The organism is Cerasicoccus arenae (assembly GCF_014651635.1).
In the GTDB taxonomy this organism is placed as follows: Bacteria; Verrucomicrobiota; Verrucomicrobiia; order Opitutales; family Cerasicoccaceae; genus Cerasicoccus; species Cerasicoccus arenae.
On the sequence record NZ_BMXG01000023.1, the window covers coordinates 50,767 to 63,910 of the forward strand.

Genomic DNA, 13,144 nt, shown 5'->3' on the forward strand with positions numbered 1-13,144 from the left:
TATGGAAGCAGACGAAATACTTACCCTCGCTACCGACGCTATGAAAAAGGCCGTCGATCACACCCTTCATGAATTCGGCACCATTCACACCGGCAAGGCCTCTCCGGCTATGGTGGAAGGTGTGCATGTTGACGCCTATGGCAGCATGATGGCCCTTAAGGAGGTTGCCGCCATTACGACGCCCGATTCGCGCACCATCAGTGTGCAGCCATGGGACAAGACCGTCCTCAAGGCGGTGGAAGCAGCCTTGCTCAAGGCAAACCTCGGCTTTACGCCCAACATCATGGGCGACAAAGTTTATTGCCCACTGCCCGAGCTTTCCAAGGAGCGCCGCAAGGACCTCGTGAAGATGTGTCACAACCTCGCTGAGCACGGCAAGGTCGGCATTCGCGCTGCCCGCCGAGACGGGATGGATGGCATCAAGCAGAGCGAGAAGGACAAGACGATCTCTGAAGATGACCGCAAGCTTTACGAAAAGGAAATCCAATCCGAAACGGACAAGGCCGTCAAAGAAATCGACGACCATCTGAAGCGCAAGGAAGAGGAATTGATGAAGGTGTAACGCCTTCGGATTTCGGGTGCGGATCCTGGATTCGCGCAGAGCCAAGTTCGCTTTGCAAGAATCCACGCCGCGCTCCAGAATCAGCAATTGAATGCCACGCATTTTGACATCGCCTCGCCGGGTCGTCGTGAAACTCGGCACCGGCATTCTGACCTCCACGGTGGGGCGCTTGGATGCCGCATGCTTGGAGCACATTGCTGCACAGATCGCGGAATTGCGTGCGCGTGGCTTGGAGGTGATTGTTGTCAGTTCCGGCGCTGTTGGTTTGGGCATGGGGCGTTTGGGGCTAACTCAGCGGCCCAGCAAGCTCGCCGAACAGCAGGCATGCGCTGCTGTGGGCCAAAGCATCCTAACTGAGACTTGGCAGGGCGCTTTTAGCCCACACGGTATCATCGTGGCTCAGCTTTTGCTAACTCGTGACGATGTGCGTGGCCGCCGCCGTCATGTCGCCGTTAGGAATCTGCTAGAGGAACTCATCCGCCAAGGCATCGTGCCGATTATCAACGAGAATGATTCGGTGAGTAAGGTCGAGCTGGAGCTCCTTGGTTTTGGGGACAACGATGTGCTTTCATCGCTGGTTGCTAGTTTGGTTAAGGCTGACTTGCTTGCGATTTTATCCACCGCTCCCGGTGTTATTGACCGTCAGGGAACCGGCAAAGTCATCCCGTTTATACCGCGCATTACTGCCGAAATTGAAGCTATGGCGGGCGGCTCTGAGAGCGTTACTGGCACTGGAGGGATGGTGACCAAGCTTGAGGCCGCACGGATTGCCACCTCATCGGGTGCCGCGGTCTTCATTGGTTTTGGTAAGGAGCCTAATATTTTGCTGAAGCTGATCGAAGATAAAGCGGCGGGTACCGTTTTTGCCCCAGGCGAGCAGGCGCTGAACGCCCGTCACCGTTGGATCGCTCATTTTCAGGAATCCCACGGCGTGCTCCAAGTGGACGCAGGAGCTGTCCATGCGTTGCGCGAAAGTGGCCGTAGTTTGTTGGCCAAAGGAGTGATTGCAGCAGATGGCGAGTTTGATGCTGGTGATGTGGTTAGTGTGGCCGACCCCAAGGGAGTCGTCTTTGCTCGTGGCGTGACCAGTTTTGACCATGTGGCTTTGCGCCCGCTATTAGGCAAAAGTAACGCAGAGATCGGTGCTGCGCATCCGGGGCTGACTCGCTTCGAAGTGATTCACCGTGACGAACTGGTGCTACTTGGCTATGCTGGGTGATGATTCTCTGCACAGTATTGGGAAGCGTTTTTTCTCTTAGAGGGCGTCTAAAAAGTCAGTTGGTCTTCGAGTCCCCTTTTGGCTAACGCCGCTGATTCCAATCTTTGGATTCATATTGCGCAATGGCCTTGGTCAGCTCGCCTTGGGGCCACTTGGGGAAGGGCTGGTTGACGACTGCACCGCCTAGCCATTCCGCGAGAGCACCTGAGAAATCGGATTCAAAACGCCGCCAATCAATGCCACGAATGGTTATACGATCGATGCTGCCCTGCATTAACATGCCGTTGCGCGTTCGCCGTTGCGCAGCACCCGCGAGCTTAACTCCGTCGGCGTCGATCACATCACCAGGTTCAGGACGTTGGAAGCAATTGCGCGCAATGGCGGGTTCGTCGCTGGCGACGTCATCAGTGCAGGGGCAGGGGACCAAAGAGGCTTCGACTTCTTGAGCACGAAGGGCCCAAGCTAGTATATTATGGACTTCGCGGTAGGCATCGCCGGCGCTGACTTGGGCGAGGGCATGTGTGGTTGGGATGACCAAGGAGTAAGTCCAGTCATCACGGTGATCAACTACACCGCCGCCCGTGGATCGGCGGACAAGCTTGTATTTACTGGCAAAGTGATCGTGTGCCTCTCGCCAGCTGGGGTGCATCGGCAGGCATGTTTCGGCCTCTGTCCAGCGTTGGGTGCGGCCAAAGGTAAAGGTGGGCGTGTTCCATTCATAATGACGAAAGCGAGGTTGGTCGGGCTCCAGGTAGGCTTCGAGCAGGAGTTGATCAACCGCCATGTTGGCGGCTGCGGAGAGCTTACGGGTCGGCAGGATGTGCATTTGGTTTTGACGATAAGTCGCTGAATGAAATGGGAAACAAAAATGGAAGAGTTAATGAATCATGGGCAATAAAAAACCCGGCGCTTTAAAAGCACCGGGTTTTTGAAAGATGACGGGAGAGTATTACTTGGAGAGCTCGTCCAACGTGGGGAGGTCGTCAGCGAGTTGGATATCCCATTCGTCGACTTCGTCGTCTGGTCCGGGAGGGCCAGCTTTGCTGGAGGTTTCCAAAATGTAATTATTGAGCTCTTTATCGAGAATGTTTTCCGCCCAGTAACCGTTTTGCAGTTCGTAGTCGTCGGGCTCGTAGCCGTATTTCTCCAATGTTGCGAGAATGACTGACGAATCAGGCGTGCCGCCATGGTCACTGATGAGACCTTTTTCGCGGTGGACGCGAACACACTCATGGACGATGAATGGAGGAAGCTTTTCTTTGTAACTTGGGTGAACCTTATGGCTACCTGCCCACTTTGCCCAAGCGTCACGGTCGATCGAACGTTGGGTCTGGGTGAGTGCCTCATAATAATAAACTCGGCGCTTTGACAATTTAGTAACGAGTGCGATCAGTGACATGCCGTCTTGTTCGATTTCAAGCCAGTCCAGAGGACGGGGCTTTTCAATCGGATCGCGGGAGCGGGAGATGTCTTCTGGAGCTTCGAGGAACTGAACACCCAGTGCGCGTGAGAATTTCACGGTCGTTTCCCCGTCTTTTTGCAGGGTAACTTTACCTTTATTAATCAGGTCTTCGTGAAACTTGCGCGAATCTTCCGGGGATTCGGCCCAGATGTAATTGGTGATACGGGTAACAACCTTGAATTTTCTCATGTCTGGTGCCTGTAGAGATTAACTTTATTACGTCTTTTTGTATTATATCTAGACGTCGAATTGAGGAATGAATGTCAACATTAAGTAGCGATTCAGCTAAATTCAACCTTAAATTGGCCGATGTCAACATGTTCAAGCCAGCCACCGACTGATTGATGATTGAATGCTAATAACGCCAGTTCCACACTGCTAATGGTTTATCTCGGTAAAAATAAGCGAAAAACTGTATTCGAGAATGCTACGGACAAGCTCCGACTTGACTTGATCTTCAATGTATTGATAAGTGCATGCTGCAAGGGCACATCAACAGGGTGCGAAGACTTCTAGCATTTTGACGGTGAAAAGCTTGCATTAATTGTCCGTAGCCATTTCGATTGCGAATCACCCGAACTAACACCTCTTTTCTATGCCACGTAAAATTTGTTTCCTGAACTATAAAGGCGGCGTTGGGAAAACCTCGCTCATTGTTAACACTGCCGCCTGTTTGGCGCACAAGGGCAAGCGCGTGCTCCTGTTTGATTTTGATACTCAATCGAACGCGAGTATCTGGCTGATGCGTTTGGATCGTTGGAATAAACTGAACATCAATGGTAACGGTTCCGTTTATTCTATTTTTGAACCAGGACAGGATACGATTAAGGACATCATCGTACGTGATGTAGTACAGAGTAAAACCGGGGAAAAGATTTTGCCTGGCTTGGACATTTGTCCAACGACTTTTAACCTTGTAGATCTGGAAAACGAATACAAGGGCGACCCACAGATGCCACATTACAAAGTGGTGCATGATCAGTTAGTAGAAGTAGAAGAAGATTATGATTACGTGGTCTTCGACTGCCCGCCGAACATTCTTAATGCATCGCAATGCGGTGTGTTTACCAGCTCGGAAATCTACGTGCCTTCCAATCCAGACGCGCTTAGTTTGATCGGCTTTACGCTGCTCGTGGAAAAATTACTTCTTTTTCACAAGCGTTCCGCCAGCTTCCGCACATCTGGTATGGCACCGCCAGCTTCGGTCCGTGGTATCATCTTTAACTCGATCAAAGCGAACGTGGATATCGAGGTGCCTAAGATGCGTATGCAGTTGCGGATGAACCAATTCCGTAATCAGCGACGTGTCTCGCAGGACGCAAAGATTTTTGAATCAATGATTCGTGATGCCACAGTTGTGCGTCGTGCAGTTACATTGGGTCTGCCAGTCAGTCTTGTTGGTCAGGCAGCTCAAGAAGAGGATAGTGTAGTCAAGGACTATGCTCGCCTTGCAGCGGAGATTGACCGCCACGCCATTTCTTGGTAATCATTTGCACGTAAAAGAATTAGACCGGATAGATCAGGGAAGAGCAAAGCATGTCAGAGGAATCACCAACGCTACGTTATAGTAAAGACGACTGGGATGAAATACGCCTATCATTCGCCACCTCACTTATGGTGGACACGAATCTCTTGAGCCTTTCGCAGAATCTCGAAATTGATGAGTGGCCAATTAAGGGCGCGGGTGAGACACCTTCGAAGTACATCGATTTCACATGGGAAGAATTACAGGAATTACCGGGCCTAGCTGATAGGAACGAGCGCATCGACTTGCTGGTCCATATCCTTCGAGAAACTCAGGCTTTTGATGACCCCTTTGGCGACATGGTTGCCACAGTGGACGCGCACGCAAGTGTTGATCGGACCCTGGAAAAAAACATCAATCGGTTGAAGATTCCTCAGGATTTCCCTATGAGTCTCAGTGGTCTCTCACCGGATACCATTAGTTTCTGTCAAAACGAAGACATCCGCTCCCTTAAAGATTTTGGACATTTTGCGCAGAATATGGCGCAAAATATTATCATTGGCGGCGATTTTCGTGCTTTGCTTAATGCACTGACTACTGAAGATCAGCAAACGCTCGCCAAATATATTCCGTTTCGCCCAGGTAGCTTGGGACTTCACTTGGCTGAATGCATTGGCTTGCTGCTTAATCAGCTCAGCGACGTCGAAAAATGCTCACTCCTCAAGCGCTTTGGCTATAGCAATCTTAGTTCTGCTCAAGAGAGCAAAGCTCGTCTCAGCAAAGAACAAGTCTCGCAGTTGGAGGATATCCTACAGACCAAGATGAAGGAGATCTGTAGCTACTTTCCTGACCAGTACAGGCAGCTTGCTGGTGACATTAAGGGCGGTAAAACACTGGAACGCGTCTTTATGGTCGTGGATGAACCAGAACGTGAATGCATCTGCTCTCACATCACCTCAAGATATTTGAAGGAAAATGCGGTAACTGACCTGCCGACACCTGAAGTAAAAAGAGGCGGATTCTTCTCTCGTATCTTTGGACGTAAATAATTCGCCAGCGGCGGCACATGACAGCTCCGATTCCACCTAAGAATAAGCGGGTTATTAGTTTAAGACCCAAGTTGCAGCAGGCGGCAGAGGCCTCGCTGAAATCGAAGGAGACTATTGACCTCATTATGCGTCGTACGCGTGCTCCGTTTGACGGGCACCATCAAATGGCGACCGACGAAATTGATTCTCTTGAGAAGAGTTTACGGCGCTTGGAGGCTGATCTTTTGGAGCGGGAGCGTAATGCCGCTGATTATGAAGCCAAACTTTCTGAGCGCGAACGCGATATTTGGGAGGGCGAGGCATTACTCAAGGTGAAGCAGGAAATGCTTGCTGCGAAAATGAGCGAGTTCAACAAATCTAAGCTTGAGGCAGGTTCGACGGATGGATCAGCCGCAGTATCTGAGGAAGAGCGTGTTGCCTTAGAGCATCTGCGCGAAACTCTAGAACAGCGCGAGGCCGCCCTTCAGCAGATGAAGGATCAGCTCAAGGAGCGTGAAGCATTTGTAGAGGAGTCTGAAAATGCCCTCTTCGAGAAGATGATGGAACAGCAAGAAACAGAAACTGAGCTTGAGCAGCGCAGTGAGGAACTACGTTCGCTGGAAAGACGGATCAAGGACGCCTAGAGCGTGACGTCGCACGTCGGCCTCCACTAAGTCTGTAATCGCTCGCTAGAAATCGACTGCGCACTGGAAGCCAAGCACGAGGGCATCATTGATCGAGTTCATGCCGTTGGGGTCGAGAATCACCTGCAAATCCGGTTGTATACTAAGCCATGGTGTGAGCTGAATCAGGTAGGTCAATTCGATGTCCGTCTCATGGTTCTGCCCGGTTAGCTGATTATTGAACCAGTTAATCGAATAGCCGAAAGCGAGCGCGTCATCTGGCCGACTGGGTAGCAAGCCTTCATAAACGAATCCGGTGGAGAAAAACCAGGGTGAGTTAGCAATACTTTTAGGGCCACCCCAACTGGCAAGCAGCCATGTGGTCAGGCCAATGTCATCTACGCTTTCACCTGCGATTAATTGCTGCTCTAGAATGACCCATGCGGCACTCAGTCCCGGCTTAGTAGGAGAGACACCGGCTGGAGGCTTGGTAATACGAGTGAATTGGGCTGTGTCGTGGTAACCACCGACTTGTGCACTTCCTGACAGCGCTTGCGGTTGGCCGAAATCAACGCGCCAGTGATAGCAAATTTCTGCTAAGAACATTGTTCCGTCAAGCGGATCAAAATGAAAGTCCACGCCTCGCTTACTGGGTGCTGTCAGGTCGGGGCGGGATGTGTTCGCGGCCGCAATGGATATTTTCCATTCTGAGTCGATCTGCCAGTCTGCACCAGCCATCCAGAGGGTGCTAGGGCTGCCACTGAAGTTAGGATTGTTCGTGTTTAGGTTCCAGGGATTGTCATTGTAGGCTAGGCTGACGAAGTAGTCCCAGAGCGGGCTGGCAGCAAAATAATCTTCGGGCGTAATACGTCCAAGCCTCGCCAGGACGTTGTCCCACTGGCCGCTCAGATAAACTTCAGACAAGCCGACCGGCACGACACCGCTAAAAAGCGTGGATGGCTGGATGGCGTTGCCGATATCATTGGCGAGGTTTTTGCCTTCAGCGTTGTAGCCGGTTGCTTGAAAGCTCCAAGCGGCCAACCAATCTTCATTGGTGAGCGTGCCCAGTTGGACATTTGCTCCAAACAAGCCCAACGTGGAATAGCGCAGCTTGTTATTCAGCCCACCGACTGGGTTGCCCAACACATCAACGGCGTAATTCGCAATAAAGGTAATGCCTGTTTCTTCAGCAAAATGACCGCGCCAACCATTGGCATCGAGCAGGTATTCTTCATTGGCCAAGGAGAGCAAATCGTCATCTGGAGAGGAGGGGGGGGCAGCCAGCGCGCTGGTGGCTAATATCAACGGAATGGCGAACCGCATTGTAATCTTCGGGTAACGGGTCACTTCAATGTTGCGGCGCATCTAATCGACAACTTAAGGTTTCTTCATGAAACAGGTCAAGCATCTCGAAGAACATAACACACCCCTCAACTTTACTTACGCCGACCGTCACATGGATCAGACGGTTTCCAAATACGCGATTCCCGAGGAAGGCATGGATGCCCGAGTCGCCTATCAAGTCGTCAAAGACGAGTTGAATCTGGACGGTAACCCCGCCTTAAATCTCGCCAGCTTCGTCACCACTTGGATGGAGCCTGAGGCCGACCAACTACTCAAAGAAACCGCCAACAAGAATCTTGTGGATCAGGATGAGTATCCACAAACCGAGGAAATTCACCAGCGCGTTGTCAGTATGATGGGCCGGATGCTCAATGCTCCCAAGGACTGCGATCCCGTTGGCACCTGCACCGTCGGGTCCTCTGAGGCGATCATGCTGGGTTTGCTTGCTCATAAGTGGAGCTGGAAAAAGCGCCGTTCCGATGCTGGCCTTCCCACCACAAATCCCAACGTAGTTTTCTCCGCTGATGTGCATACCTGCTGGGAGAAATTTGCCCGCTACTTCGATGTCGAAATGCGCGTCGTGCCGCTCAAGTCCGACCAATTTTACATGACGGCTGATCAGTTGGATGGTTTTGTCGATGAGAACACCTGCGCGGTTGGTTGTGTGATCGGCACGACTTTCACCGGTCAGCTTGACGATGTGCGCAGCGTTAATGACTACTTGCTCAAGCTCAAGGCCGAAAAGGGCTGGGATATCCCGATCCACTGCGACGGCGCTAGCGGCGGTTTTGTCGCACCTTTCGTTTACCCCGAAGTCGAGTGGGATTTTCGTCTGGAGCAAGTGAAGTCGGTCAATATTTCCAACCACAAGTTTGGGCTCGTTTATCCAGGTATTGGCACGGTGGTTTTCCGTGATCGTAGTGATTTGCCCGAAGAATTGGTGTTCAATATCACCTACCTTGGTGGCTCGATGCCGAACTATAGCCTCAATTTCTCCCGCGCCTCGTCGATGGTGCTGTTGCAGTATTACAACTTCTTGCGCCTCGGCCAAGATGGCTATCGCCGGATCATGAAAAACATCATGGACAACGCGCAGTATCTCGAAGCTCAGTTGCTGGAGCTTGATGTCTTTGAACTGCTCAATGAATCGAAATACTTGCCCACCGTCACTGTTCGTCTCAAGGACCGCTCGATGCCGAACAAGGTCATCTACATGCTAAGCGATTTACTGCGACAGTACGGCTGGATTGTGCCTGCCTATGCATTGCCACCTAATGCTGAAGAAGTTCACGTCTTGCGCATGGTCGTGAAGGAAAATTTCTCTCGTGATATGGCCGAGAAATTTGCCGAAGACATGAAGCTTTGCATCGCAAAGCTCAAGCAGGACGTCACTGATTTTGAAATGCTCAGTGAGGCTAGCCGCAACAAAGGTCGTATTTGCTAATCAGCAATTCGAGCCACGTGCGTTTCGTTTGAGCGTGCATTGCGCCAAGTATTTATCCGGTCAGTTTGCTTGCTTTTATCGAGCGCACACGAAGTTGCCCACAATATTCTGGTTAAAATTAATCATCTCGTGGCTCAGAAAAAACTCAAATTCCTGTTCATCGTTCAAGGAGAGGGGCGTGGCCATTTAACGCAGGCGATGGCTTTGCGGAAGTTGCTTGCCAACCACGGCCATGAGGTCGTCCAGGTGCTTGTGGGAAAAAACGATCGCCGCGACATTCCGCAGTTTTTCAAAGACGGTATTCACGCCCCCGTCAGCATGTATCGCAGCCCGACTTTCGTGGTGGACGCCAATCGTCGCGGCATTTTGATCGGACCAACGATCTTTAAGAACCTGCTTCGCCTGCCGCAGTATATCAAGAGCTTCTTCGTGATCCGCCGCCGCATACGGCGGACGAAGCCCGATGTGATCATCAACTTCTACGAGCTGCTCGCGGGGCTGTCATTCATGCTTTTTAAGCCCAAGCATGCAAAGATTCTTTGCGTCGGGCACCAGTATCTTTTGCACCATCCTGACTTCGAGTTTCCACCCGGCAAGTCCGTTGACCGCACGATGCTGCTCTTTAATAATCGGCTGACCTCGTTTGGTGCGGACAAATTCCTCGCGCTGTCCTTCCGCGAAATGGACGACCTGCCCGACAAGCACATTTTCGTGATGCCGCCACTGCTCCGCGACGAAGTGCTCCAACGCGTGCCGAAGTCCGGCGACTACCTGCTGCTTTATATCCTCAACGACGGCTACGCGGAAGAAGTCGCCAACTGGCAGAAGCAGCACCCCGACGTTGTCATTCATGGATTTTGGGACCGCCCTGGTGCCGAGGAAATGGAGGAGTTTCAGCCCAATTTGTTCTTCCATCGTTTGTCTGGAGAGAAGTTCCTCGACCACATGGCAGGCTGCCGCGCATTCGTCTCGACGGCGGGTTTTGAATCAATTTGCGAGGCCATGTATCTCGATAAGCCCGTGATGATGCGCCCAACCGGCGGCCATTTCGAGCAGCAGTGCAACGCCATCGACGCCGTTAAGGCCGGCGCTGGCATGGCCGCGGAATCCTTCGATCTCAGTGCGTTCATGGACTTCATCCAGCAGGACCGCCCGCCCAATGCCGCGTTCCGCAACTGGGCCCACCGCGCTGATCAACGTTTCCTCGAACTGCTAACTGGCGAACCGCAAATCGAAGCCCCCGGCGGCGAGCCCGCCAAAGAATGCCAGCCCGCCCAGTAACCCCCTCCTTCACCCTACGCTATTTCGCGTAGCGCAGGCGCGTCCCCGCGCCGCAGTTTTATTCAGCTCACTCGGCGTCCGCCCCTTGATTTTAAGGCCACAGCCAAATCAAAAAACCGCCGTAAATCACCATGAGAAAGCCGCCTTCGCCGCGAGAAATCGTTCGCTGCGTAAAGGCCAGCGGAAGAAGAATTACGCTAACGAGCAGCATCACCGCGCCGTCAATCCAGCTAATGCCATCCGCGCTGATGGGCTTGACGACGGCCGTGGTTCCCAAGATGCACAGGATGTTAAAAATGTTGGAGCCGACCACGTTGCCCACGGCGATATCCGTCTGCTTTTTGATGGCGGCCACAATGCTCGTCGCCAGCTCGGGCAGGCTCGTTCCGGCAGCGACAATCGTCAACCCGATCACGGCCTCGGACACACCCAATTTCCGCGCAATCACAATGGCGCCCTCGACAAATAAGTTGGCACCCCACACGAGCAGCCCAAGGCCGACAACGAGGAAAATGACATCGAGCCACCAGGCGTTTTTCGGCGGTTCCGGCGCGTCCATGCTGTCCAGACCCTGCGCAGTTTCGCGTTTGGCGGCATGGATCGTAAAGACCAGATAGGCCGTCAGCATGAGCAACAGGGCGATGCCCGCGATCCGCCCGATGTCGCCATAAAGGATCAAGCCGAAGCCCACGACGGCGGCCCCGATCATGATCGGTATATCGCGTCGGAGTAGGTTGATGTGGATCGTCAGTGGGCGAATAAGGGCCGAGATGCCCAGAATCACGGCGATGTTAAAAATGTTGGAGCCCACCACGTTGCCCAACGCAACCACGCCCTTACCCTGCAAGGAGGCTGAAATGCTCACGGTCAACTCGGGCGCGCTGGTGCCAAAGGCCACCACGGTCAACCCGACAACGAGCGGTGGAATCCCCGCACGGATCGCCAGATTACTACTGCCGCGCACGAGCCCTTCCGCGCCAAAATAGAGCAAAACAATCCCCGCGATTACGAGTAGCATAGAAAGAATCTAAGTGTGTTGGCTGGTGCGCCTTTAGGTGTCTAAGTCGCAACTATCTTACGGCATTATTACGCGCCAACTAATGATGACGAATTCAAAATTCAGGCAAATACAATCGTGCTTTCTGCCGCACACACACCCGCAGCCGCGCCTCCCCCCCACAGTTCCATCCAAAGGTAGCGCAGGCGCGTCCCCGCGCCCGTCTCGTTAGTCGGATTGACGAAATAATTGGCTGAAACTGCGCCGAATTTAATACGCCACGTCGCCTTCGTAGCGCCATTCGTAAAGCCCATTGACGGTGCGGTAAACGCTGTCTACCGGCCAGGCGCCTTGGGCGGTGGTCAGCACTCCGGCAAACTGTGGCATTGGCGCGAAGTGGTTGTCGCTGTTTTTATGAAGGTCCACCATGGTCGCCGTTCGGGGTTCTCGGCCGGGGCCGTAGCTGCGAACGCCTGCGGTAAAGTAGTCCTCGAATTCCTGAGTCGTCGCAAAGGCTTGTCCGGGTTCGCGTTGGGCGTTTTCTTTGAGCTGTAGTTGGATTTCGCCATCGCGTGTGTCAAAGAGAACGGTTTGGCCATCGGCGTCGCGGGCAAAGTCCACTTTCAGGTTGGGGCGAACTTCAGGGAAGCCCAGCTTGGCCAGCGCGGTGACGAGGATGCTCTCGCTGTAGCGATGGTTAACCCAGATCGCTGGCTGTCCCGTGCGAGTATCTCGGCAGGCGATGCGCAACGCGCAATTGCGGCTCGCCGGGCCCATCACGAGCGGCGCCCACTGAGGTGCGGCGTGGCGCATGAAGATCGCGCAGAGGCTCAGCACATAACCCTTTTCAGTCGCGATTGGCTCCAGAAAGGGTAGGGGAATCATTGCGCGGCAGACCGTCTCGGGGACGATTACGTTGGCCACCCAGCGCTCGCTCACGTCCGCCATCAAGCTCGTCACGCGCTCCCGCGGAATCGTCCAAAGACGGTCGCTAACGGGGTCGTGGATCGTAATTGCATCTTCAACGTAATCCATAATGACGGAATTTTCGGAAATTACTGAAAATAAAGCAAGGTAAATGTTTGCCCCTTTTACATGCTGTTGATGGTAGCGTAAGCGCATCCCCGCGCCGCAGTTTCATGATGCTGGCGAAGGTTAGAAGTAGGTGTGAAATGCGCACGTATCTTAGTGAGACACCCAGTTTTTTAGGCTTCTTTGATGAATTGGCCGTAGCACTCTGAACATAGCCAAGTGCTTCCTCCGTAGAAGTATGCTTCACCAACCTCTGGGTCATCGGACTTATGAATCGTCCAGTAACATATGAGACAGTGGTCGTGATCGTCTTCTTTTGCGTATCTTATAAATTTCCAGTTATGCGCTTTGCACCAATTTACGTTTTCGGAAATATCATGAGCATGCCAGTCATTGCCGTGAATTCTGATCTTCATCCGTACTTCTAGTTGAAAGTCTCCACCAAGAACTGAGCTGTCGCTCCTGCAAGGTTTACTATTGCATTTGTTAGGGCACCCAAAACACCACCGCTTAAAATAGCTACTCCGAGTCCGACGAAAGGTGCTACGAGGTTGATGCTTTTTCCATTCATTTTTCCGTGAACAGTCAAAGATATCGTGCGAGTTTACGAGTCCCGATTATCGAGCTGTTGTGTGGAGGCTGGCGAGCCTGAAAGCGAAATCCTGAAGCCAAGCCCTTCTGTTTCTA

Annotated in this window: 12 protein-coding genes; 7 read left to right on the top strand and 5 right to left on the bottom strand. The window is 52.6% G+C overall.

Annotated features, from left to right (window positions below; genetic code table 11):
- Positions 1-562 (top strand): ribosome recycling factor (gene frr / locus IE065_RS15330; RefSeq protein WP_189516658.1); only part of this gene is annotated, 562 nt, incomplete at its 5' end.
- A gap of 91 nt (positions 563-653) precedes the next feature.
- A complete protein-coding gene (gene proB / locus IE065_RS15335; RefSeq protein ID WP_189516660.1) occupies positions 654-1,781 on the top strand; it encodes a glutamate 5-kinase in 1,128 nt (375 codons plus the stop codon).
- Between the two features lie 82 nt (positions 1,782-1,863).
- On the opposite strand, the gene IE065_RS15340 is transcribed toward proB, so the two are convergent.
- A complete protein-coding gene (locus tag IE065_RS15340; RefSeq protein WP_189516662.1) occupies positions 1,864-2,607 on the bottom strand; it encodes a lipoate--protein ligase family protein in 744 nt (247 codons plus the stop codon).
- A gap of 123 nt (positions 2,608-2,730) precedes the next feature.
- On the bottom strand, positions 2,731-3,432 hold the full coding sequence (locus IE065_RS15345) for a hypothetical protein (protein ID WP_189516664.1): 702 nt from the start codon (positions 3,430-3,432) through the stop codon (positions 2,731-2,733).
- Positions 3,433-3,838: 406 nt separating this feature from the next.
- On the opposite strand from IE065_RS15345, the gene IE065_RS15350 reads away from it, so the two are divergent.
- From IE065_RS15350 to IE065_RS15360, 3 genes are read left to right on the top strand one after another with little or no spacing between them, the layout of a single operon-like run.
- Positions 3,839-4,729 carry a ParA family protein gene (locus IE065_RS15350; protein WP_189516665.1) on the top strand — a complete coding sequence of 297 codons (891 nt, stop codon included), beginning with the start codon at positions 3,839-3,841 and terminating at the stop codon, positions 4,727-4,729.
- 50 nt (positions 4,730-4,779) lie between these two features.
- Positions 4,780-5,757, top strand: coding sequence for a hypothetical protein (locus IE065_RS15355; protein WP_189516667.1), 978 nt, complete (start codon positions 4,780-4,782; stop codon positions 5,755-5,757).
- 17 nt (positions 5,758-5,774) lie between these two features.
- The gene (locus tag IE065_RS15360; RefSeq protein WP_189516669.1) at positions 5,775-6,380 is read left to right on the top strand and encodes a hypothetical protein; all 606 of its coding nucleotides are present in this window, start codon (positions 5,775-5,777) and stop codon (positions 6,378-6,380) included.
- Positions 6,381-6,425: 45 nt separating this feature from the next.
- On the opposite strand, the gene IE065_RS15365 is transcribed toward IE065_RS15360, so the two are convergent.
- On the bottom strand, positions 6,426-7,724 hold the full coding sequence (locus IE065_RS15365; protein WP_189516671.1) for a carbohydrate porin: 1,299 nt from the start codon (positions 7,722-7,724) through the stop codon (positions 6,426-6,428).
- A 25-nt stretch (positions 7,725-7,749) separates the two neighbouring features.
- Here IE065_RS15365 and gad point away from each other — a divergent pair, with 25 nt between their 5' ends.
- Both gad and IE065_RS15375 read left to right on the top strand, forming a co-directional pair.
- Positions 7,750-9,147, top strand: coding sequence for a glutamate decarboxylase (gene gad / locus IE065_RS15370; RefSeq protein WP_189516673.1), 1,398 nt, complete (start codon positions 7,750-7,752; stop codon positions 9,145-9,147).
- Positions 9,148-9,276: 129 nt separating this feature from the next.
- A complete protein-coding gene (locus tag IE065_RS15375) occupies positions 9,277-10,428 on the top strand; it encodes a glycosyltransferase family protein (RefSeq protein ID WP_189516675.1) in 1,152 nt (383 codons plus the stop codon).
- Positions 10,429-10,519: 91 nt separating this feature from the next.
- Here IE065_RS15375 and IE065_RS15380 read toward each other — a convergent pair whose 3' ends face one another.
- Both IE065_RS15380 and IE065_RS15385 read right to left on the bottom strand, forming a co-directional pair.
- Entirely contained in the window at positions 10,520-11,446 is a 927-nt protein-coding gene (locus IE065_RS15380; protein WP_200163300.1) for a calcium/sodium antiporter, read from the bottom strand.
- A gap of 249 nt (positions 11,447-11,695) precedes the next feature.
- A complete protein-coding gene (locus IE065_RS15385) occupies positions 11,696-12,460 on the bottom strand; it encodes a hypothetical protein (protein WP_189516677.1) in 765 nt (254 codons plus the stop codon).
- Positions 12,461-13,144 lie beyond the last annotated feature (684 nt).

Excerpts from the sequence above, each read along its gene's own strand:
- proB (WP_189516660.1), top strand. The coding sequence starts at position 654 with ATGCCACGCATTTTGACATCGCCTCGCCGGGTCGTCGTGAAACTCGGC.
- IE065_RS15340 (WP_189516662.1), bottom strand. The coding sequence starts at position 2,607 with ATGCACATCCTGCCGACCCGTAAGCTCTCCGCAGCCGCCAACATGGCG.
- IE065_RS15345 (WP_189516664.1), bottom strand. The coding sequence starts at position 3,432 with ATGAGAAAATTCAAGGTTGTTACCCGTATCACCAATTACATCTGGGCC.
- IE065_RS15350 (WP_189516665.1), top strand. The coding sequence starts at position 3,839 with ATGCCACGTAAAATTTGTTTCCTGAACTATAAAGGCGGCGTTGGGAAA.
- IE065_RS15355 (WP_189516667.1), top strand. The coding sequence starts at position 4,780 with ATGTCAGAGGAATCACCAACGCTACGTTATAGTAAAGACGACTGGGAT.
- IE065_RS15360 (WP_189516669.1), top strand. The coding sequence starts at position 5,775 with ATGACAGCTCCGATTCCACCTAAGAATAAGCGGGTTATTAGTTTAAGA.
- IE065_RS15365 (WP_189516671.1), bottom strand. The coding sequence starts at position 7,724 with ATGCGCCGCAACATTGAAGTGACCCGTTACCCGAAGATTACAATGCGG.
- gad (WP_189516673.1), top strand. The coding sequence starts at position 7,750 with ATGAAACAGGTCAAGCATCTCGAAGAACATAACACACCCCTCAACTTT.
- IE065_RS15380 (WP_200163300.1), bottom strand. The coding sequence starts at position 11,446 with ATGCTACTCGTAATCGCGGGGATTGTTTTGCTCTATTTTGGCGCGGAA.
- IE065_RS15385 (WP_189516677.1), bottom strand. The coding sequence starts at position 12,460 with ATGGATTACGTTGAAGATGCAATTACGATCCACGACCCCGTTAGCGAC.